This window comes from Bradyrhizobium cosmicum (genome assembly GCF_032290525.1).
Lineage (GTDB): Bacteria > Pseudomonadota > Alphaproteobacteria > Rhizobiales > Xanthobacteraceae > Bradyrhizobium > Bradyrhizobium cosmicum_A.
Genome location: NZ_JASXTA010000004.1, coordinates 77,830 through 97,545 on the forward strand (window position 1 = coordinate 77,830; position 19,716 = coordinate 97,545).

General features: G+C 63.8%; 19 protein-coding genes and 1 pseudogene. 11 read left to right on the forward strand and 9 right to left on the reverse strand.

Features of this window, described 5'->3' with window-relative positions; all coding sequences use genetic code 11:
• Window positions 1-98: 98 nt before the first annotated feature.
• The 3 genes from QSV46_RS08905 to QSV46_RS08915 all read left to right on the forward strand — a co-directional run bounded on the left by QSV46_RS08905 (window position 99) and on the right by QSV46_RS08915 (window position 3,720).
• On the forward strand, window positions 99-1,295 hold the full coding sequence (locus QSV46_RS08905) for a CoA transferase (RefSeq protein ID WP_314949380.1): 1,197 nt from the start codon (window positions 99-101) through the stop codon (window positions 1,293-1,295).
• 148 nt (window positions 1,296-1,443) lie between these two features.
• Complete coding sequence (locus QSV46_RS08910; RefSeq protein WP_314949383.1) at window positions 1,444-2,511, forward strand: alcohol dehydrogenase; 1,068 nt, start codon at window positions 1,444-1,446, stop codon at window positions 2,509-2,511.
• A gap of 129 nt (window positions 2,512-2,640) precedes the next feature.
• The gene (locus tag QSV46_RS08915) at window positions 2,641-3,720 is read left to right on the forward strand and encodes an isocitrate/isopropylmalate dehydrogenase family protein (protein WP_314949384.1); all 1,080 of its coding nucleotides are present in this window, start codon (window positions 2,641-2,643) and stop codon (window positions 3,718-3,720) included.
• Window positions 3,721-3,758: 38 nt separating this feature from the next.
• Here the strand turns inward: QSV46_RS08915 and QSV46_RS08920 are convergent, their stop codons facing one another.
• The 4 genes from QSV46_RS08920 to QSV46_RS08935 all read right to left on the reverse strand — a co-directional run bounded on the left by QSV46_RS08920 (window position 3,759) and on the right by QSV46_RS08935 (window position 6,735).
• The gene (locus tag QSV46_RS08920; RefSeq protein WP_314949386.1) at window positions 3,759-4,046 is read right to left on the reverse strand and encodes a hypothetical protein; all 288 of its coding nucleotides are present in this window, start codon (window positions 4,044-4,046) and stop codon (window positions 3,759-3,761) included.
• A 105-nt stretch (window positions 4,047-4,151) separates the two neighbouring features.
• Window positions 4,152-4,973 carry an enoyl-CoA hydratase gene (locus QSV46_RS08925; protein ID WP_314949388.1) on the reverse strand — a complete coding sequence of 274 codons (822 nt, stop codon included), beginning with the start codon at window positions 4,971-4,973 and terminating at the stop codon, window positions 4,152-4,154.
• Window positions 4,974-5,284: 311 nt separating this feature from the next.
• A complete protein-coding gene (locus QSV46_RS08930) occupies window positions 5,285-5,656 on the reverse strand; it encodes a helix-turn-helix domain-containing protein (protein ID WP_014497036.1) in 372 nt (123 codons plus the stop codon).
• 29 nt (window positions 5,657-5,685) lie between these two features.
• Window positions 5,686-6,735: a LysR family transcriptional regulator gene (locus tag QSV46_RS08935; protein WP_314949420.1), complete on the reverse strand. Its 1,050-nt coding sequence runs from the start codon at window positions 6,733-6,735 to the stop codon at window positions 5,686-5,688.
• Between the two features lie 493 nt (window positions 6,736-7,228).
• Here QSV46_RS08935 and QSV46_RS08940 point away from each other — a divergent pair, with 493 nt between their 5' ends.
• Together QSV46_RS08940 and QSV46_RS08945 are read left to right on the forward strand one after the other, a co-directional pair.
• Window positions 7,229-7,495 carry a hypothetical protein gene (locus QSV46_RS08940; protein ID WP_314949422.1) on the forward strand — a complete coding sequence of 89 codons (267 nt, stop codon included), beginning with the start codon at window positions 7,229-7,231 and terminating at the stop codon, window positions 7,493-7,495.
• A 205-nt stretch (window positions 7,496-7,700) separates the two neighbouring features.
• Complete coding sequence (locus tag QSV46_RS08945) at window positions 7,701-8,432, forward strand: cytochrome c biogenesis CcdA family protein (protein ID WP_314949424.1); 732 nt, start codon at window positions 7,701-7,703, stop codon at window positions 8,430-8,432.
• On the opposite strand, the pseudogene QSV46_RS08950 reads toward QSV46_RS08945, so the two are convergent.
• From QSV46_RS08950 to QSV46_RS08960, 3 genes and pseudogenes are all read right to left on the reverse strand, one after another.
• Window positions 8,429-9,566: pseudogene (locus tag QSV46_RS08950) on the reverse strand (mandelate racemase/muconate lactonizing enzyme family protein). The gene QSV46_RS08945 and the pseudogene QSV46_RS08950 sit on opposite strands and share 4 nt — an antisense overlap.
• A 16-nt stretch (window positions 9,567-9,582) precedes the next feature.
• Window positions 9,583-11,091, reverse strand: coding sequence for a sensor histidine kinase (locus QSV46_RS08955; protein ID WP_314949425.1), 1,509 nt, complete (start codon window positions 11,089-11,091; stop codon window positions 9,583-9,585).
• A gap of 306 nt (window positions 11,092-11,397) precedes the next feature.
• Window positions 11,398-11,739: a DUF1236 domain-containing protein gene (locus QSV46_RS08960; RefSeq protein ID WP_314949427.1), complete on the reverse strand. Its 342-nt coding sequence runs from the start codon at window positions 11,737-11,739 to the stop codon at window positions 11,398-11,400.
• A 141-nt stretch (window positions 11,740-11,880) separates the two neighbouring features.
• On the opposite strand from QSV46_RS08960, the gene QSV46_RS08965 reads away from it, so the two are divergent.
• The 4 genes from QSV46_RS08965 to QSV46_RS08980 all read left to right on the forward strand — a co-directional run bounded on the left by QSV46_RS08965 (window position 11,881) and on the right by QSV46_RS08980 (window position 15,408).
• The gene (locus tag QSV46_RS08965; RefSeq protein ID WP_314949429.1) at window positions 11,881-12,114 is read left to right on the forward strand and encodes a hypothetical protein; all 234 of its coding nucleotides are present in this window, start codon (window positions 11,881-11,883) and stop codon (window positions 12,112-12,114) included.
• A 380-nt stretch (window positions 12,115-12,494) separates the two neighbouring features.
• On the forward strand, window positions 12,495-13,493 hold the full coding sequence (locus QSV46_RS08970; protein ID WP_314949431.1) for a TRAP transporter substrate-binding protein: 999 nt from the start codon (window positions 12,495-12,497) through the stop codon (window positions 13,491-13,493).
• An 83-nt stretch (window positions 13,494-13,576) separates the two neighbouring features.
• The gene (locus QSV46_RS08975) at window positions 13,577-14,092 is read left to right on the forward strand and encodes a TRAP transporter small permease (protein WP_314949432.1); all 516 of its coding nucleotides are present in this window, start codon (window positions 13,577-13,579) and stop codon (window positions 14,090-14,092) included.
• Window positions 14,089-15,408, forward strand: coding sequence for a TRAP transporter large permease (locus tag QSV46_RS08980; protein ID WP_314949433.1), 1,320 nt, complete (start codon window positions 14,089-14,091; stop codon window positions 15,406-15,408). The genes QSV46_RS08975 and QSV46_RS08980 overlap by 4 nt, the downstream gene beginning before the upstream one ends.
• A 42-nt stretch (window positions 15,409-15,450) precedes the next feature.
• Here the strand turns inward: QSV46_RS08980 and QSV46_RS08985 are convergent, their stop codons facing one another.
• Complete coding sequence (locus tag QSV46_RS08985) at window positions 15,451-16,725, reverse strand: serine hydrolase domain-containing protein (RefSeq protein ID WP_314949435.1); 1,275 nt, start codon at window positions 16,723-16,725, stop codon at window positions 15,451-15,453.
• Window positions 16,726-16,899: 174 nt separating this feature from the next.
• Between QSV46_RS08985 and QSV46_RS08990 the strand changes: the two genes are divergently transcribed.
• A complete protein-coding gene (locus tag QSV46_RS08990) occupies window positions 16,900-17,817 on the forward strand; it encodes an intradiol ring-cleavage dioxygenase (protein ID WP_314949437.1) in 918 nt (305 codons plus the stop codon).
• Window positions 17,818-17,845: 28 nt separating this feature from the next.
• On the opposite strand, the gene QSV46_RS08995 is transcribed toward QSV46_RS08990, so the two are convergent.
• A complete protein-coding gene (locus tag QSV46_RS08995) occupies window positions 17,846-18,739 on the reverse strand; it encodes a LysR family transcriptional regulator (RefSeq protein WP_314949438.1) in 894 nt (297 codons plus the stop codon).
• A gap of 103 nt (window positions 18,740-18,842) precedes the next feature.
• Here QSV46_RS08995 and QSV46_RS09000 point away from each other — a divergent pair, with 103 nt between their 5' ends.
• Complete coding sequence (locus QSV46_RS09000; protein ID WP_314949440.1) at window positions 18,843-19,706, forward strand: NmrA/HSCARG family protein; 864 nt, start codon at window positions 18,843-18,845, stop codon at window positions 19,704-19,706.
• The last annotated feature ends 10 nt before the right edge of the window (window positions 19,707-19,716 follow it).

Genomic DNA, 19,716 nt, shown 5'->3' on the forward strand with positions numbered 1-19,716 from the left:
GGTAAAGACTTTCCTACTCAGCCGCCGCCCTCTAGGGTCGATGCTCCAACAACATAGAACATCGGTTGTTCCCAGGCGGCCCAAGGACGTAAGCGAGTATGCAGCTAGCAGATAAGCATGAGGGGACGACGACAAAGGCCTTTGCGGGCCTGCGCGTCCTGGATTTTTCGACCACCATCGCCGGTCCCCACTGCGCCCGGATGCTCGCCGACATGGGCGCCGAGGTCATCAAGATCGAGACCGACGGCGGCGAGACGATGCGGACCCGGCCGCCGCTGCGCAAGGGCTGCAGCACTGCGTTCGGCCAGCTCAATATCGGCAAGAAGAGCGTCGTGCTCGACCTCAAGTCCGAGGACGGCAGGGAGACGGTGCGCCGGCTGGCCGCGACCGCCGACATCCTGGTCGAGAATTTTCGACCCGGCGTGATGCGCCGCCTGCGGCTCGACTACGACAGCTTGCGCCCGGTCAACCCGAAGCTGATCTATTGTTCGATCTCCGGCTACGGCCAGAGCGGCCCGTCGGCCGAACTGCCGGCCTATGCGCCGGTGATCCACGCGGCCTCCGGCTACGATATGGCGCATCTCGCCTACCAGCCCGGGCGCAATCGTCCCGATTTTTGCGGCATCTACCATGCTGACGTAGTCACCGGCACCTACGGCTTTGGCGCGATAGCCTCCGCGCTCTATCAGCGCACCGTGACCGGGCTCGGTCAGCACATCGACGTCTCCATGCTGGAATCGATGCTGACGCTGACACTGACCGAATTGCAGAGCTCGCAATTCGCAGTGAAGCCGCCGCCGCGCCCGATGTTCGGCCCGACCGAGACGGCGAGCGGCTATATCATGATCACAGTCGCCAGCGAGAAGACCTTTCAGGGCTTGATGGGGGTGATCGGCCGCCCTGAATGGATCTCCGACGCACGCTTCTCGACCTATGCCGCGCGGCGCGAGAACTGGGCGGACATGATGGACGGCGTCGAGGCCTGGTCGCGGCAGCTCTCGACGGACGCATGCCTCGCCGCGCTTGGCGCTGCCGGGGTGCCGGCCTCGGCCTATCGCACCGTGTCCGAAGCGCTGGTCGATCCGCAGCTCGCGCACCGACAGGCGCTCTCGTCCGTGGAGGACGGGGGCGGCTCGTTTCAGGTGCTCAACCTGCCATTCCGGATGTCGGGCGCCGACACCGCGCCGGCCAGGACGATGGCGGTGCTCGGTGAGCATACGAATGCGTTGCGCGAGGAGATCGGCCTCGCCGACGAGGCGCCTATTCCATCAGGCAAAACGGCTGCGCAAGGCTGACGAACAGCTTCGTGCAGCAAGCAATGCGGCTTTGCGCGTGGTCGGCTTGCCATCATCCGCCAGCCTAAACTAGACAGGTCCGAGTTTGTCTCGTCCTGCCGCCCGTGCCATGGTGGCGGCGACAAGAAAAATATCCGGGAGGACGCCAATGAAGAGTTTCAAGGTTGCCGATTTCAAGGCGCCGCTGCAGGAGTTCGACGAGGCTACGCCGCAGCCGTCGGGCACGCAGGTGCTGATCAAGGTGAAGGCCGCCGGCGTCTGCCACAGCGACCTCCACATCTGGGAGGGCGGCTACGATCTCGGCCATGGCCGCAAGCCGCTGTCCCTGAAGGATCGCGGCATCAACCTGCCGCTCACCATGGGCCACGAGACCGTCGGCGAGATCCTCGCCTTTGGCCCCGACGTGAAACCGACCGACCAGGGCGATCTGAAGCTCGGCGATGTCGGCCTGGTCTATCCCTGGATCGGCTGCGGAAAATGCGCCGTCTGTCTTGCCGGCGACGAGAACATGTGCGCGACGCCGCGCTCGCTCGGCGTCTATTGCGACGGCGGCTATTCCGACCACATGCTGGTGCCGCACCCGCGCTATCTGCTCAACCTCAAGGGCCTCGATCCCGCGACCACAGCGCCTTACGCCTGCTCGGGTGTCACCACCTACAGTGCGCTGAAAAAGGTCGAGCAGCACTTCGACACGCCGATCGTGATGTTTGGCGCCGGCGGCCTCGGCCTGATGGCGCTGTCGCTGCTCAAGGCGATGGGCGGCAAGGGCGCGATCGTGCTCGACATCGATGCGAAGAAGCGCGAAGCGGCGGAGAAGGCCGGCGCGCTCGCCACCGTCGACCCCAAGGCGCCGGATGCGCTGGAGCAGCTTGCGAAGAAAGCGGGCGGGCCGATCCGCGCCGTGATCGACCTCGTCGGCAATGCCGCGACCACGCAACTCGGCTTCGATTGTCTGGCCAAGGGTGGCAAGCTCGTTATCGTCGGTCTGTTCGGCGGCGGCGCGACCTGGGCGCTGCCGCTGATTCCGATCAAGGCGGTGACGATCCAGGGCAGCTATGTCGGCAATCTGCGCGAGACGCAGGAGCTGCTCGAACTCGTGCGCACCAAGAACATCGCGCCGATTCCGGTGACGACGGCGCCGCTCGCCAAGGCCAACGATGCGCTGGTGCAGTTGCAGCAGGGCGCCGTGTTCGGGCGCACGGTGCTGACGCCGTAGTCGCCGCTGTTTGTTTCTCGTCATGGCCGGGCTTGACCCGGCCATCCACGTTCTTGCCACGGAAAACGGCATCGAGACGTGGATGCCCGGGACAAGCCCGGGCATGACGGTGGAGAGAGTAGGAACCTCATGTCCGCAAACAACGCCTTCCACATTGCCGTGCTCGCCGGTGACGGCATCGGTCCTGAAGTCATGGCGCCGGCCATCGAGGTTCTGCGCAAGATCGAGGCGAAGTCGGGCCTGAGCTTCCGCTTCACCGAGGCCCCGGCCGGCGCCAACAATTATCTGGCGACCGGCAAGTCGATGCCGGAGAGCACGATCAAACTCTGCGAGGAAGCGGACGCGATCCTGCTCGGCGCCTGCGGCCTGCCGTCGGTGCGCTACCCTGATAACACCGAGATCGCGCCGCAGATCGAGCTGCGCTTCATCTTCGATCTCTATGCCGGCGTGCGGCCGGCAAGGCTCATTCCGGGCGTGCCGAGCCCGATCGTCGGCGCCGACCAGCGCGGCATCGATCTGGTCGTGATCCGCGAATCCACCGAAGGCCTGTTCGCGTCGATGGGCAAGGGCGTCGTCACCCATGAGGAGGCGCGCGAGACCATGGTGATCACGCGCAGGACTTCCGAGCGGCTGTTCGAATTCTCGTTTCGCCTCGCCGAACGGCGCAAGGCGCGCGGCAAGCCCGGCGCGCTGACCTGTGTCGACAAAGCGAACGTGTTCAAGGCGTTTGCGTTCTTCCGCGGTATCTTCGACGAGATAGAGAAGCGTCATCCGGAGGTGAAGACCGACCGGCTCTATGTCGATGCCTGCTCGGCGATGCTGGTGAAGCGTCCCTGGGATTTCGACGTGATGGTGATGGAGAACATGTTCGGCGACATCGTCTCCGACATCACCGCGAGCCTGATCGGCGGCCTCGGCATGGCGCCATCGGCCGACATCGGCGACAAGTATGCCGTGTTCCAGCCCTGCCACGGCACCGCCCCTGACATCATGGGGCAGGGCAAGGCCAACCCCACCGGCATGATCCTGTCGGCGGCGATGATGCTGGATTGGCTCGCCGACAAGCACGGCGTCGAGAGCGCGGCTGAGGCCGGCGAGACGATCGAGCGCGCGGTCGATCAGGTCTATGCCGGTGGTATCAAGCCGATGGAGTTCGGTGGCAGCAACGGCACCGCCGACATCACGAAGGCGGTGCTGGGGGCGCTGTAGTCCTCTAATGGAAAGGGGCCTCGCGGCCCCTTCGTCGTTCACCAGCGCCGCCAGTGGTGGTGGCGATGGCCCCAGCCCCATGGCCGCGGGCCATAGAAGCGGCGCGGGCCGCCGTAATAGCCGTAGGCGCCGTAATAGTTCGGACGCCAGAAGCAGCGGCCCCAGGGGTTACACACCCAGCGCACCTGATCGACGTCCGCAGCCAGGCCGCTTGCGATCCGATCGGCCTGCGGAATACCGTTCGGCATCGCCGCGAGTGCCGGGCCGGAAGCGAGCACTACACCGCCCAACGCAGCCAAACCAAGAATAGCAAATTTCGGATTCATTGCCATCTCCCTCGTTAACGGCGAAAGAACCGGCAGGAAATCAATTGGTTGCTACTGCGGCGCAGGCGCGCGAGGAATTTAATCTTCCTGAACGTAGGTTCAGTTTCACCGCCCCTGGAACTGCGGCTTGCGCTTTTCCATGAAAGCCTGCCGGCCCTCGCGAAAGTCTGCGCTGTCCATGCAGGCATTGCCGATCGCCTTGATCGCCTCCATGTCGCGCTGGCTCTCGTCCTTCAGCACCTGCGCGATGGTGATCCTGGCAGCCTTGACCGCGAGCGGCGCATTTTGCGAGATCGTCTCGGCAATCGCCGTCGTCTCGCTCCAGAGTTGATCGTCCGGGAATACGCGCTCGACCAATCCGATACGCTGTGCTTCGGCGGAATCGATCCGCATGCCCGTGTACATCAACAGCCGTGCCCAGGACGGGCCGACCAGCGATACCAGGTGCTTCAACCCGTCATAGCCGTAGGCGATGCCGAGCCTGGCGGCGGGAATGCCGAACTGGCTGCTTGCAGCGGCGATGCGGATGTCGGCGAGCATCGCGACCTGCATGCCGCCGCCGAGGCAAAAGCCCTGGATGCAGGCGATGGTCGGCTTGGGATAGTCGGCGAGCAGCGCTCGCTGGGCCGCGCTGCGTTTGGCATATTGCTCGGACGCAGCCGCGTTGTGCCGTGTCGTTTCGAACTGGCTGATGTCGGCCCCCGAGACGAAGGCCTTGCCGCCGGCGCCGCGCAGGATCACGACGCGCACCGTGTCGTCGTCGCGCAAGGCTGTCAGCGCCTCGCCAAATCCCTCCCACATCTCCAGCGACATCGCGTTGCGCTTGTCGGGATTGTTGAAGGTGATCACGCCGACGCCATTGGCGGCATGCTTGAGGATCTTGCCGTCGGCGTATGGTGTTTCGGTCGTGCTGGAAATGCCGGGCATCGCGCGCTCGCTTGTCGTAGGCCGGGCGCAATGTGCGGCCGGGGCCAGACCCGGGTCAACCGCGGCAGGGATGCGGCTTCGCATCCGCCTGCGCGTCGATTGCATGGCACCGCCATAAGCGCGTCGCGTCGTTCCCGACGCCCCGGTATCCGCGACGATGATGGGAAAGTGGACAAAAAGAAGGGCGGCGGAGCCGCCCCGAGAAGCAGAGGTTGCGCGCGGACGGCGCGCAAGCCCGGATTCTTTCAATCCGGCCGCGCCCCCGTGACGCGGCGGATTGAAGATCGGCCGTAAAGGCCAGGCCGTCGATCTCAGGCTTCGTTCGCTGCGATCGATTCCATCAGCGAGACGAGCTGACGCTGCACCGTCTGGTCCTTGATCTTGCTGTAGGCGCGCAGCAGCCGGAGGCTGAAGGCGCTGTCGAGGAAGAGCAAGCTCTCCACTTCGCGCGCCTTGTTGTCGCCGTCATAGAAGAAGGTCACGGGCACATCGAGGGCGGTGGCGATCTGCTGAAGCCGAGCCGCGCCGACGCGATTGACGCCCTTCTCGTATTTCTGGACCTGCTGGAAGCTGACGCCGAGCTTCTCGCCGAGCTCGGCCTGCGAGATCTTCATCTCGACGCGCCGCAGACGAATACGCTTGCCAAGCTCAATATCCGGCTTGCCGGCACTGCGCTGCTTCATTCTCTTCGCCGCTGCTTTCATCTTTTTTTTCACCTTTGTTCTTCGGTTGAAAATCCCCCGAAGAGCTGGGTCAGGGGTTCGCCCATATACGAGTCCTTGAATTCATGCGGATGCACGAACTCTTCCTTAAACCACGGGAAGCGAGCCGGATTGAAAGCTTCGATCAGCCAGTCAATCATGTGCCGCACGCGTGGAATTCGGCCGCTACCGGGATGGTAGGACAGCCAGATATCCAGCGGTCGGTTCAACTCGACCTCCAGTGGAATCAACTTCCCGCCAAGCGCAATGGCGTAGCTCGGGAATACGCCGATTCCGGCGCCATTCGCGACCGCCCAGTAGTTGGCGCTCGAGACGTTGGTCTTCATGACCAGAAGGTCACGTTCCGGAACGCCCGGGAAGAAACTCTCGAAGGTTTGCTTGGCAGCGAGCTGGTCGGCGAATTGCAGCACCAGGCGGTGCTTGATCAATTCGAGGGCCGAGCGCGGCGTGCCGTATTTCTCAAGGTATTTTTCCGAAGCCCAGAACATCAGATGCATGCGGCCGAGCCGCACCAGCTTGACGTCGAGCGCCGAGGGACGCGACAGATGGATGGCGACGTCGGCCTCGTGGCGGGAGACGTCGGCCGAACGCATCGCGCAATGCAGGTCGACCAGGATCTTGGGATAGGTCTGCTGGAATTCGACCAGCCGCGGGGCGAGCCAGAACGTCCCCAAGCCTTCGGTCACGGCGACGCGGACCTCGCCGGACAGGGCGTTGGCCGTCGAATCACTGGTGCGCAGCACGTCGAAGGCTGCCGCTTCCATGCGCTCGACCGCGGAGACCACGAGCGCGCCCTCGTCGGTCAGATGGGTGCCGTGGACGTCGCGGGTGAAAAGCGTGGTGCCGGTCTGGCGCTCGAAATCGTCGATCCGGCGGCGGACGGCGTTGATCGACAGTGAAAGGCGTTCGGCCGCCGAGCGGAAACTGCCGCGCCGAACGACTTCCAGGAAGATGCGGGCCGCATCCCAATCGGAGAGGCCGCTGATGCTGATCTTTGGGCGTTCTTCCAGTGGAACGCCCCTTTCCGCCAAGGAGTGCATACAAGTCCCTTCAGATTGCTAAACTGGCAGAATCTGGCGCAAACCACAACCACGGCGGGTTGCGGGGTGATGAGTTTTGAACGTCATCCTTACTGCGTGATAGGTGGTATCGGAGTGCTGCCGGGGGCTGGAATCGGACAGGCCACCGTCCGAACGAGGGGTGTCGTGTGAGTTCCGTTGCGAGCCGTGAAGTGGCTGCGGGATTGTGTGCGCTGTCCGTAGCGGATGTCTTTGCGCAAGACTTGCCGCTGCAAGACTTGCCGCCCCACGGGATGGATCAATCTCACCGCACCAGGCGTTTCACTTCTGACAAGTCCGACAATGGCCTGCCGCGCAGTGCGGCCATGTTCGCTGGAACCAGAGTTTCCAGGCAGAAACACGTTGAAATCGTATTCGGAGGCGCAGGCGCCTCGTGTTATTCTCGGTGTCTCATGGGGGCCGAGGGGATCACCACAAACACCTCTCGCAGGCCGAATTAACGGAAAGAACGCCGGTGTCGCATTCAGATGAACAGTTGCAGTCGGTGCTTGAAACGCTCGAGGAGTGCCGCAGGGTTCTCAATGAGATCAACGGCCGTGAATCGGCCGAGCTGCTGTCCATCGTCATTCTCGACGTGCGAATGAAGCTCAAAGGAATTGACAGTGCCGATCTCAAGGCACTGTGCGACGAAATGCTGCGGAACGCCGGAAGCGAACCGCTGCCCCCTTCCAAGCAGACGCAGGACCAGCCCCGGCGTCCGCTGCTCCGCGTGGTGAAGTAGCCGCGCCGCCGAATCTCGCTTTTTGGAGAGATTTGTGCGCGTCCCGATGCCGCATCTGTGATCACAGTCGGCATCGGGAGGAGCCCTGGTTGTTTGCGCCTCTGTTGCGCATTCTCCGGCATCGGCTACACCAGAGCCGGTTCGGCCCCGAGCCGCGCGCATTCCCCGCGCGCCGCACTGGGCCTGAGATGGCTCCGACTGCATCATGCAAAATGTTTCGATCCCGGCGGCGCTGATTGCCGGCCTCGTCAGCTTCCTCTCTCCGTGCGTCCTGCCTCTGGTCCCGCCCTATCTGGTCTATCTCACGGGCGCCACGATCGAGCATGTCGAGAGCGACGAGCCGGCCTCGGCCTCCAAACGCGCGATCATGATGGCAGCGCTGCTGTTCGTGCTCGGCTTCTCCACGGTGTTCGTGGCGCTCGGTGCCAGTGCCTCGCTGGTCGGCGGGCTGATCCGCGCCTGGTCGGCCGAGCTCTCGATCCTCGCCGGCATCGTCATCATCATCATGGGCCTGCACTTCCTGGGGCTGACGCGGATCGGCCTATTGATGCGCGAGGGCCGGCTGCCGATCCCGAGGCCCGTCGGCCTCTGGGGCGCCTACATCATGGGGCTCGCTTTCGCCTTCGGCTGGACGCCCTGCATCGGCCCGATCCTGGCCGCGATCCTCTCGATCGCGGCGGCAGAGGCGACGGTGACCAGGGGCGCAGGCTTGCTCGCAGTCTATTCCGCCGGCCTCGGTATTCCCTTCTTGATCGCCGCCCTGATGATCGAGCAGTTCTCAAAGCTGTTCGCGCGCATGAAGGGACATCTCGTCAATGTCGAGCGCGCCATGGGCGTCCTGATGGTGATCACCGGTATCGGCTTTCTCACCGGCGCGGTCTCGAACGTGAGCATCTGGCTGCTCGAGACCTTCCCGGCGCTCCAGACGATCGGCTAGGCGCTCGCCGCGAACCGCGCCAGCGCCGCGCGGTCGATGTCGATGCCGAGCCCCGGACCGGCGGGAACGCGCACGACGCCCTTCGCATGCTCGATCGGCTCTTTCAAAATCGCCTGCCGGATCGGATGTTCGGTGCGATCGAACTCGAGCAAGGGCTCGAGCGGAGCGAGCGAGCTCGGCGTGTGCGACGGCAGCACGGCGAGAAGCTGGAGCGAAGCGGCGATCGCGATCCCGGTGCCCCAGACGTGCGGATTGTAGCGGATGCCGAAGGCTTCGCTCATGTCGGCGATCTTCTTGCATTCGGTGAGGCCGCCTGCCGCGCAGGTGTCGGGCTGGACGACGTCGAGCGCATGGCAGGCGAACAGGTCGCGAAAACCGAAGCGCGTGAACTCGCACTCGCCGCCGGCGATCGGAATTGTCAGCGCGGATTTCACCGCGCGATATCCGGCAGCATCCTCCGGCGGCACCGGCTCCTCGAACCATCCGATATCGTAGCGTTCGATCAGGCGGCCGAGCCGGATCGCTGCCACCGCGTCATAAGCATGGTTCGCATCGACCATCAGGGCGACATCGGCGCCGATCGCCTCGCGCACCGCGCGCGTGACCGCGGCGTCCTCGGCGACGCCGAATCCGACCTTCAGCTTCACGGCGCGGAAGCCCTCCGCCGCGTAGAAGGCCGCTTCCTCCGGCAGGTATTTGAGCGGATCGCCTGTCTTGCGCCGGTAGAGGCCGGTCGCGTAGGCCGATACCTGCTTGCGCGCGGCGCCGCCGAGAAGCTGATGGCGCGGGCACGCCGAAATGCTTGCCCTTGATGTCCCACAGCGCGATGTCGATGCCGCTCAGGCCCTGGATCACGACGCCCTTCTGGCCGTGATCGCGCAGGCGCGCGTAGACCGTTTGCCACAGGACATCGGTGCGCAGCGGATCCTCGCCGATCAACCACGGCGAGATGCTCTGCACCACAGCCGCCGTCATCCGCGCCGGGCCGTAGCATTCGCCCCAGCCGGTCAAGCCGTCATCGGTCTCGATCTCCACCAGCATCGCGGTGCGCGTGTCGTACCAGGCGCGCGAATAGGCGAAGGGCTGCGAGAGTTTTGCCTCGAGGATGTGCGCATGAACTTTGGTGATCTTCATCGCCGATGTTCCTCGTTCATCGCGCCTCGTCCAGCGGGCACACCACCGTGCAGACGACGCCGCGCGGCAGGAAGTCGAGGGTCGCCTCGCCGCCGAGCTGATCGCGCGCGCTACGCTCGATCAGGCGCGAGCCGAATCCGCGCTGCACCGGCGCCGTCACCGGCGGTCCGCCGATTTCGGTCCAGATCAGGTGCAGCCGCGGCTTCGGCCTATCGGCGGTGACCTCCCAGTCCAGCGTCACCCGGCCGGTCTCGTTCGACAGCGCGCCGTATTTCGCGGCGTTGGTAGCGATCTCATGCACGATCATCGACAGCACCACGGCGAGTCGCGGCGACAGCGGCACCGCGGGGCCGGCCATCCGGATGCGATCGGGGTTGCTCAGCACGAACGGGTGGAGCACGCGCGCGATCACATCCCTCAGCTCCGAGCCTGCCCATTTCTCCTGGCTCAGCAGATTATGCGCTTCGGCGAGCGCGCCCAGGCGCCCCTCGAACTTGGCCCGCTCGTCCCTGCTCGAGCTGCGGAAGGTCTGCACCGCGATCGCCTGCATCAGGGCGAGCGTGTTCTTGACGCGATGATTGAGCTCCTCGATCAACAGGTCGTGCAGCATCTCGCCGCGCGCGATCGTGGTGGCCATCCTGACCGCGAAGGTGAGGCCGACCAGCAGCAGGATGCCGCCGATCAGGCTGGTGATCGCGATATTGCGCCAGAGCGGTGCGATCAGCGAGCTCTCCGGGACGCCGGCGGCGACCGTCCAGCGCGTCAGGCTCGATCGGGTATAGGCGGCGGCGAGCGCGATGCCGTCGAGAGACACCGTGGGGAGGGAAGCCTCGTTGCTGCGGAACATCTCGGCGTAAAGCGAAGGCGAGGCGCGCTTGCCGAAGGTCTCGTTCGGATTGGGCGCGCGTGCGAACACGACACCCCTGGCATCCAGCAGCGTCACCGTCCACTGCGGATCGGGCCGCTGCTTTTCGACCAGTTCCTGGAAAATGCCGATCGGCGGGCTGAAGCAGAGGTCGTAGATCACTTCGCTGTCGCGGAATACCGGGACCTCGACGGTGAGAATCCGGTGCTGATTGATCGCGCCGGTGAACAGATCGGAATATTGCGGAGTCCTGGTCTCGAACACCCTCTCGATGATCTCCAGATTGCCGCGGAGCGGCAGGCTCCTGGCGTCCTCGCTCGCCGACGAAAACAACAGCCGGCCTTTGCGGTCGGAGATCAGCAGCAGGCCGCCCTTGCCATACTGGTCGAGAAAGCCGAGCGCGATGCGCCGGAAGTTTTGGAAGTCGTCGTTTCGCAGCGAGTTCGTCAGTGCCAGGACCTGTAACCCGCCGGTCATCCGCTGCACCTCGGAGTCCAGCACCAGGCGCATGCTGCGCACGGTCTCCAGAACGCGACGGGTCGCCTCGCCGCGATCCTGGTGATAATTGTAATAGGCAAGACCGACGGCGAAGACGATCAACGGCAGGGTCGTTCCCGCCACCAGGAGAGCGAGCCGGACCGGCAGGGTGAACTTTGACAAACGCGGACGTCCTGGTTCCGGTGCGAGGGCACCGGATTATGATTTTGCTAAACCATAGGGGCAGGCCTTGCGTTGTGCCATGAATTTTTGCTGATGAATTTTCGCGTGGGGTTTTGAGCCGGAAATCGGATTTTGCACCGCAACGCGTGCGACGCTCACGTCATGCCGATGGCGGTCAGCAACAGGCACGCCGCGTAGACGGCCGCCAGAGCGATCCCGGCGATCCGGGCTTCTCGATGCGATTCCATGTGGTCTCTCCGTGACAGCGGCCGCCCGCAAGGCGGCCGCTTCCTTCGTCACGTTTGATCAATCGATTTCCTGAACGACCGTTCGGGAGCCCGGATCCACCAGCATCACGCGATCGCCGGAATAGACATAACGATACTTGGTGAGCGAGGGGCCCCACTCCGCCGGAACGGCCTCAAGCTCGACGTCGCTCGGGACCGCCGCGCCGACGACGATCTTCTCCTTCGTCGTCACCGGACGGACGCGATGCTCCGTGATGTAGGATTTGATCTTGGTTCGGTACTGCGGCTCGATCTGAACCGCCGCGTGACCGGTTCCAGTTGTGGTCACCACGGTGGACTGCGCAAAAGCGCCGGTCGAAATCAGAAGCGCCGCGGCGGAAAGCAGGAACAGTTTCTTCATCTTCTCCTCCTCGTTGGAATAATCCCCGCAACAACCTCTCATCGCAGGCGACGTTCCCCGGGGAACAGGAACAAATTGCCGGTTTTTCCCGTTTGAGAATCGACCGGGCCAAAAACACCCGGTGAACTGGAGGAGGAAAGAATGAAGGTGAAGATAGCGACAGCAGCCTTGATGGTTGCTGCATTTTCGCTGCCGGCGTTCGCGGCCGACGAGTTCTACGTCGTCCAGGACGTCAAGACCAAGAAGTGCACCGTCGTCGACAAGAAGCCGACGGATACGTCCATGACCGTGGTCAGCCCGTCGGGCACGATCTACAAATCGCGCACCGAGGCTGAGAGCGGCATGAAGACGGTCAAGGTCTGCACGTCGAATTAGGGAGATCGTGATGCCAGTACTTATTCTCTGGGCCGTGCCGGCCATTATCGTGATCGGCGGCGGCATCTACCTGATCGGCCACATGCACTAGGCCTGTCGTAGAAGGCTAGCGGGTCTCTGCGTGCAGCGCACAGGTCCGCACGCCTTCGGTCTCCTGCGAGAGCGGGAGACCGCCCTGCCGCCGTCTGCCCGCGCCGGCGGTGGCGCGAGTTGCAGTGCAGCAGATTGTGCAGGAGCAGCCCTGCGACGAAGAATATCCCCGGCGCACGCGAAATGACTTCCGTCGCGCCGCCGTTTTTCATACGCTTCCTCTCGTAAGCCGCATACGGCTGCGCTCACGGCCCGGCTACAGGGCCGGAGCATCAAAGGGAGGGGAGACGATGAAGCGACGGTCATTTCTCGCTGGTATCGGCGCGACCACTGCGGCGGCTGCGATCGGCATGCCGTCGATCCTCAGGGCGCAGGCGCCGATCACGCTGAACGGCGCGGTCCAGTTCAACGACGACCATGCCTTCAACCGGGCGCTGATCCGGTTCGAGGAGCTGGTCAAGAAGTACTACGGCAAGCCGGTCAACTTTACCCTGCACAAGAACTCCTCGCTCGGCCTCGAGAAGCAGTATTTCGAGTACATGTCGCAGGGCAAGGCGGTCGATTATGGCATCGTCTCGCCGGCCCACATGTCGACCTTTGCCAAGGCGGCTCCGTTCATCGACGCGCCCTTCGTGTTCAAGGGCATCGAGCACATGAACAAGGTCGTCGAAGCCAATATCCTGGCGCCGATTGCCGACGAAGTCGCAGCCAAGGCCGAGGTCGTTCTGATCGGTTATTCCGGCGGCGGCATCCGCAACATCTTCGCCAACAAGCCGCTCAAGAATCTCGCCGATCTGAAGGGCCTCAAGGTTCGCGTGCAGGGCGCGCCGATCTGGTCGAAGACCTTTGCGGCCGTCGGCATGAGCCCCACTGTGATCGCCTACAACGAAGTCTACAACGCGATTCAGAACGGCGTGATATCGGCCGGCGAGAATGAGGCCGCCGGCGTCGAGGCGATGAAGTTCTACGAAGTGGCCCCGCATCTCAACCTCACCCAGCACGCCGTGTCGATCCGGCCGATCTGCTTCTCGGTGAAGACGCTGAAGACGTTGCCCAAGGATCTGCAGGACGCGATCATGAAAGCCGGCAAGGAGGCGGGCGACTACGGTCGACAACTGGAGTCGAGCGAAGAGGTCGTCAAGCTCGACACGCTCGAGAAGGCTGGCAAGCTCAAACGCGTTCCGTTCGAGGAGCGGGACGCCATGAAGAAGCTCGCCGACCCGGTGATGGCCACCTACGCCAAGGAAATCGGCGCAGAGGGCATCTTCGAGAAGATCAACGTGGCCTGAGAATTGTCGCTGCCCAAGCGATAGGACGTCGGGGCAAGCCAGACGGCTTGCCCCGTTTCGTGATGTGATCCCCCGGAGCCATGATGACTGAAATATCGATGCCGCCGAACCCGTCGCTATGGCGCCGAGCAACGGCGGCCTATGCAAAACTGCTGGAAATCCTGCTCGCCGCCTGTGTCGGCATTCTGGTCATTCCGGTCACGCTGCAGATCATCTCGCGCTACACGCCGTTCATACCATCCTACATCTGGACCGAGGAGATGGCGCGCTTCATGTTCATCTGGACGATCATGATCGGCGCCATGGTCGGCATCAGGGAGTCGCAGCATTTCGAGGTCGACGTCTGGCCCGATTTGTCACGCCGGAGCGAGGCGATGGTGCGGATTCTCGCCCGGCTCGGCGTCCTGGCGATGGCGGTGGTATTCGTGTGGGCAGGGCTGGAATTCACGCGGTTCGCCTGGAACCGCACGTCGGAGCTGGCGGATCTGCCCCTCTGGATGATCCATGTCGCCTGGCCTGTGGCCGGCGTGACGTGGATCGTGTTTGCCGGTGAGCAGATCATCGACGAGATGCGGATTCTGGTCGGGGCAAATCGATGAGCGGTAATGTTCTTTCTGCCGGACAGGCCGCCATGGTGCTGTTCGGGACTTTCGTTGGCCTGCTCATCATTCGCGTTCCGGTTGCCTTCGCGCTCGGGCTTGCCTGTGTGCCGGTGCTTTTGATCGAGCCGCGCCTGTCGATCATGACGCTCGCACAGGAAACCTTCAACGCCTACAATTCGTTCATCCTGCTGGCAGTGCCGTTCTTCCTGCTGACCGCGAATTTGATGAGCATCGGCGGCATCACCGACCGCCTGGTGGCGTTGTCGCGCTCGATGGTCGGGCACTGGCCGGGATCGCTGGCGCAGATCAATGTCGTGCTGTCGGTGTTTTTTGCCGGCATTTCAGGCTCCTCCACCGCGGATGCGGCGAGCCAATCCAAGATCTTCATCGACGCCCAGACCAAGGAGGGCTACGACCTCTCGTTCTCCATCGCCATCACCGCGGTCTCCGCCGTGCTCGCCGTCATCATCCCGCCCTCGATCCTGATGATCGTGTGGGGCGGACTGATCTCGACTTCGATCGCCGCGATGTACCTCGCCGGCATCGTACCGGGCCTTTTGATCGCCGGAGCGCAGATGGCCACCGTGCATGTGTATGCCGTGCGCCGTGGCTATCCGACCTATCCGAAGGACAGCTGGCGGGACATGTGGTGGGCGATCTTGCGCTCGATACCGGCGCTGACGACGCCGTTCATCATCGTCGGCGGCATCTTGCTGGGGTGGTTTACCGCGACCGAATCCGCCTGTGTTGCGGTGCTCTATTCCATCGCGCTATCGACGTTCTTCTACCGCGAAACCGGCGCGAAAGAACTCTACAAGGCGCTGCTCGACACCGGACGTCTGGCCGGTGTGGCGCTATTTTGCGTCGGCACCGCAAGCGCGTTCGGCTGGCTGCTCGCCTATTACAGGATCCCGCAGGAGCTGCTGGCCAACGTCTCGACCTGGGGCATGGGCGCGATCGGTGCCGGCTTCTTCATCTCCTTCTGCTTTCTGGTGGTGGGCTGCTTCCTTGACGCCATCCCGGCGATCATCATTGTCGGCACCGTGCTGGAGCCGTTGGCCAAGTCCGTCGATCTCCATCCGGTGCAGTTTGCGATCATCTCGATCGTCTCGCTGGCTTTCGGTTTGGTGACGCCGCCCTATGGCCTGTGTCTGATGATCGCCTGTTCGATCGCCGGCGTACGGCTGCGCTATGCCCTGAAGGACACGGTGATCATGCTGATTCCGATGCTGCTCGTGCTGGCGGCGGTGATCGTATGGCCCAGCGTGTCGTTGTTCCTGCCGCGTCTGATCGTGCCGGAGATGCTCAAATGAGCATCGATCCCGCGCCGTTGGCAGCGGGATCGATCCAACTGATTAGAGATTGCTCTCGGTGATCGCGGCATACACCATGCTGCGCAGCTCGCGGCGGATCGGATAGGCACTCGACGGCAGCACCTGGGTCATGAAGATCGCGATCAGCTCCTCGGCCGGATCGATCCAGAACGAGGTCGTGGCCGCGCCGCCCCAATTGTACTCGCCGGGGCTGCCGGCGATCAGCGTCTCGGCCGGGCGCATGGTCACGGCGAAGCCGAGGCCGAAGCCGATGCCGTTATAGGCAGCTTCCGAGAACAACGAGCGCGAGACCTCGGGGAGGAAACGGCCGCCCGGAATGTGGTTGGTCGTCATCAGCGCCAGCGTCTTCGGGCCGATCAGGCGGACGCCGCCGAGCTCGCCGCCGTTCAGGAGCGCGCGGCAGAAGGTGAGATAGTCGGCGACCGTCGAGCAGAGCCCGCCACCGCCGGAGATGAACGAGGGCGGAGACAGGAACGAGCTCGTCGCCGGGTCGTCCTGGAGCGTCAGGCCCTCGCGGCGCTGGCCGGCATGGAAGGTCATGCCGCCGCCGGGATCAGCGGAGTAGCAGGCTGCGAAACGGTGCGCCTTGGAGGCCGGGACGTGGAAGTCGGTGTCGGTCATGCCGAGCGGATCGAGGATGCGCGTTTTGAGAAACTGCTCGAATGGGATGCCGGAGATCTTGCCAATGAGATAGCCGAGCACGTCGGTAGCCACCGAGTAGTTCCAGGCTTCGCCCGGCGAGAATTCCAACGGAATTTTTGCGAGCGCCTCGATCATGCTCTGAAGCGTGCCTGATTTCTCGACCTCGCCGATCTTTTCAGTGCGATAGGCGGCATCGACGTTGGAACGCTGCTGGAAGCCGTAGGTGAGGCCGGCGGTGTGGCGCAAGAGGTCGACGATCAGCATCGGCCGCGACGGCGGCCGGGTCAGGAAGGAAGGCGCGGTGCCGGCAACGAACACGCCGAGATCCTTCCATTCCGGAATGTACTTGGCGACAGGCTCGTCGATCGCGACGAGGCCCTGCTCGACCAGCATCATGAAGGCGACGCTGGTGAGCGGCTTGGTCATGGAATAGATGCGGTAGATGGTGTCGTCCCTGACCGGCACCTTGCGCTCGACATCGGCAAAGCCCTGAACCGAGCTGTGCGCGACCTTGCCGCGGCGGTAGACCAAAAGATGCGTGCCCGGGAAGCGGCCGGCTTCGAGGTAGCGGCTCTTCAGATGCGCATCGATGCGGTCGAGCGCCGCCTTGGACATGCCGACGGATTCGGGCGAGGCGGGGGTGGGGGCAAGCATCAGTTCCTCCGGGCAGTTTCTCCGAAAGTTGATAGCCAAATGGCGGGCCTATTCCAAGCCGGTCGCGCTTAACGTGGCCCCGCCGGTTGGTGTAGGCTTCAGTCTGGAACGCCTCCAGGGAGCCCATGGACCCCCTCATAAGGCCAACGAGAAAAAACCCAGGGCAAATGCAGCATGACCCAGTTCAACGAAACCGACCTCACCGAAGCCGTCGTCAAGAGCTTCGACAACACGCCGGATCCGCGGGCGAAATTCCTGCTCCAGGAGCTGGTGAAATCGCTGCACGATTACGTGAGCAAGACCGGTCTGACCTTCGCGGAATGGGAATACGCCATCGATTTCCTGACCCGCACCGGCCAGAAATGCACCGACACGCGCCAGGAGTTCATTCTGCTGTCCGACGTGCTCGGCGTTTCCATGCTGGTGGACGCGGTCAACCATCGCGACCGCGAGGGCGCGACGCAGACCACGGTGCTCGGCCCGTTCTATGTCGGCGAGCACAAGGTCACCGCCCACGGTACCGACATCTCGCCGAACAACCAGACCGGCGAGCGGATGTTCGTGCAGAGCCGCGTCACCGACCTCAAGGGCAACCCGCTCGCAAACGTTCCCGTCGACGTCTGGCATGCCGACGATGACGGCTTCTACGATTCGCAGAAGGCGAACTATGACGAGGTCGGCGCCTCGGCGCGGGCGCGCTTCATCACGGACAGCGAAGGCCGTTTCTTCTTCCGCACCATTCTGCCGTGCAGCTACCCGATTCCCACGGACGGTCCGGTCGGCGAGATGATCGTGCAGACCAAGCGCCACCCTATGCGCCCCGCGCATGTGCACTTCCTGGTCAACGCAAAAGGCTACGAGCCGCTGATCACGCACGTCTTCATGGATGGCGACAAATATCTCGATTCCGACGTGGTGTTCGGGGTCAAGGACGACCTCGTCGCCAAGGTCGAGCCGCGCAACGATCCGGCGATGCCGGACGGCTCCAAGGCAAGCGGGCAGTGGCATTTGATGAGCTACGAATTCCACCTCAAGCCGGGCGGCGGCATGGCGCCGAAGCCACTGGGGGCGAAGGCGGCGGAGCCGGCCTGATCTGACGGCTCGCAGCCGGGGTGCAGGTTCATCTCCCGATAAAGGCCGCCAGCTCGTCAGGCGTCCCCATTGGAAAGGCTTCCTTCATGAAGTCGAGGAAGGCGGATACGCGCGCGCTCAACAGCCGGCGCGATGGATAGAGCGTCCACAGCGCGATCTCCGGTCCGTCGATGTCGCCCCAATGCACCAGCGTGCCGGCAGCCAAATCGTGACTGACCAGTGACACCGGCAGCCGCGCGGCGCCGACGCCCGCCCGGACCGCATCGCGCACCATGACGAGCGACGACAGGCGCACGACCGGATCAACCGCGATGCGCGACTTTCCGGTTGGCACCGTCACTTCCCAAATTGTCTTCCGGTCGCCCGCTCCGCGCATGACAGCCGGCACAGCGAGATTGTCCCTCGGCCGTTTCAGGTTCGGGCTCGCCACCACCACCAGCCGATCGCGCAGAAAGATTCGTCCGACAAGATTTTCATCCGGATCCGGATTGACCCGGATCACCAGGTCGTAGCCTTCCTCCACCATGTCGACGGAGCGATCTTCCGTCGTGACCTCGAGGCGGATCTCCGGATATCTCAGCGCGAACCCGGCTGCGAGCTTGCCCATTGCAGTCTGCGAGAACAGCAACGGCGCGCTGATCCGCAACCTGCCACGCGGCCTGTCCCCGCCCGAGGCGATCGCCGCCGCAGTCTCGTCGAGCTCGGTGAGCAGTGCGCCGGTCCGCTCGTACAGCGCCCGTCCTTCCTGGGTGAGCTTCAACGTGCGCGATCCGCGCTCGAACAGGCGCAGGGCGAGACTGCCTTCCAGCTCTGCGACCCGGCGGGACAAGGTCGCTTTTGGGCGCCCTGCGGCGCGTGCAGCCCGCCCGAACCCTCCATGCCGGGCAACAAGATTGAAATCGGCGAGTGCGAGCAGATCCATCGTTCCACCAATGAGACGGTCTGTCTAAATATATCGTCTATCGGACCAAATGTGGATCACTAATTTCCGTGATGTCTTCTGACCCCAACCCGGAGTGATCCCCATGACCATCCTCGTTACCGGCGCAACCGGCACCGTCGGCCGCCAAATCGTCGAACAGCTCGTCAAGCGCGGCGCCGATGTGCGCGCTTTGGCCCGCGATCCCGCAAAGGCCAACTTCCCGGCAGGCGTCACCGCCGTGCAGGGCGACCTGCTCGACGTCGACTCGCTCCGCGGCGCGTTTACCGGAGTCTCGACCCTCTTCCTGCTCAATGCAGTGGTGCCGGACGAATTCACGCAGGCGCTGATCGCGCTCAACCTGGCCCGCGAGGCAGGCATCGAGCGGGTCGTCTACCTCTCGGTGATCCATAGCGATCGCTACGTGAACGTGCCGCACTTTGCGGGCAAGTTCGGCGTCGAGCGGATGATCGAGCAGATGGGCTTCAACGCCACCATCCTGCGCCCCGCGTACTTCATGAACAACGACGTCACGATCAAGGACGTGGTGACCGGATACGGCATCTACCCAATGCCGATCGGGAGCAGGGGGCTCGCCATGATCGACGCCCGCGACATCGGCGAGATCGCGGCGATCGAGCTCATTCGCCGTGAGCAGGCCGCCGGGCCGCTCCCGCTCGACCGGATCAATCTCGTCGGCCCCGAGACGCTGACCGGCGCGAAAGCCGCGGCGATCTGGTCGGAGGTGCTGGGCCGCACGATCGGCTATCCCGGCGACGATACCGCCGGCTTCGAGAAGAATCTCAGGCAGTTCATGCCGAGCTGGATGGCCTACGACATGCGCCTGATGAGCGAGCGTTTCCTCACTGAGGGAATGGTGCCCGAGGCCGGCGACGTCGAGCGTCTGACTGCGCTGCTCGGCCGGCCCCTGCGCTCCTATCGCGACTTCGTCTCCGGAATCGCGGCCTGACGACCAGGAC

Coding starts and splice junctions, on each gene's coding strand:
- QSV46_RS08905 (WP_314949380.1), top strand. CDS start 99: ATGCAGCTAGCAGATAAGCATGAGGGGACGACGACAAAGGCCTTTGCG.
- QSV46_RS08910 (WP_314949383.1), top strand. CDS start 1,444: ATGAAGAGTTTCAAGGTTGCCGATTTCAAGGCGCCGCTGCAGGAGTTC.
- QSV46_RS08915 (WP_314949384.1), top strand. CDS start 2,641: ATGTCCGCAAACAACGCCTTCCACATTGCCGTGCTCGCCGGTGACGGC.
- QSV46_RS08920 (WP_314949386.1), bottom strand. CDS start 4,046: ATGAATCCGAAATTTGCTATTCTTGGTTTGGCTGCGTTGGGCGGTGTA.
- QSV46_RS08925 (WP_314949388.1), bottom strand. CDS start 4,973: ATGCCCGGCATTTCCAGCACGACCGAAACACCATACGCCGACGGCAAG.
- QSV46_RS08930 (WP_014497036.1), bottom strand. CDS start 5,656: ATGAAGCAGCGCAGTGCCGGCAAGCCGGATATTGAGCTTGGCAAGCGT.
- QSV46_RS08935 (WP_314949420.1), bottom strand. CDS start 6,735: ATGCACTCCTTGGCGGAAAGGGGCGTTCCACTGGAAGAACGCCCAAAG.
- QSV46_RS08945 (WP_314949424.1), top strand. CDS start 7,701: ATGCAAAATGTTTCGATCCCGGCGGCGCTGATTGCCGGCCTCGTCAGC.
- QSV46_RS08960 (WP_314949427.1), bottom strand. CDS start 11,739: ATGAAGAAACTGTTCCTGCTTTCCGCCGCGGCGCTTCTGATTTCGACC.
- QSV46_RS08965 (WP_314949429.1), top strand. CDS start 11,881: ATGAAGGTGAAGATAGCGACAGCAGCCTTGATGGTTGCTGCATTTTCG.
- QSV46_RS08970 (WP_314949431.1), top strand. CDS start 12,495: ATGAAGCGACGGTCATTTCTCGCTGGTATCGGCGCGACCACTGCGGCG.
- QSV46_RS08975 (WP_314949432.1), top strand. CDS start 13,577: ATGACTGAAATATCGATGCCGCCGAACCCGTCGCTATGGCGCCGAGCA.
- QSV46_RS08980 (WP_314949433.1), top strand. CDS start 14,089: ATGAGCGGTAATGTTCTTTCTGCCGGACAGGCCGCCATGGTGCTGTTC.
- QSV46_RS08985 (WP_314949435.1), bottom strand. CDS start 16,725: ATGCTTGCCCCCACCCCCGCCTCGCCCGAATCCGTCGGCATGTCCAAG.
- QSV46_RS08990 (WP_314949437.1), top strand. CDS start 16,900: ATGACCCAGTTCAACGAAACCGACCTCACCGAAGCCGTCGTCAAGAGC.
- QSV46_RS08995 (WP_314949438.1), bottom strand. CDS start 18,739: ATGGATCTGCTCGCACTCGCCGATTTCAATCTTGTTGCCCGGCATGGA.
- QSV46_RS09000 (WP_314949440.1), top strand. CDS start 18,843: ATGACCATCCTCGTTACCGGCGCAACCGGCACCGTCGGCCGCCAAATC.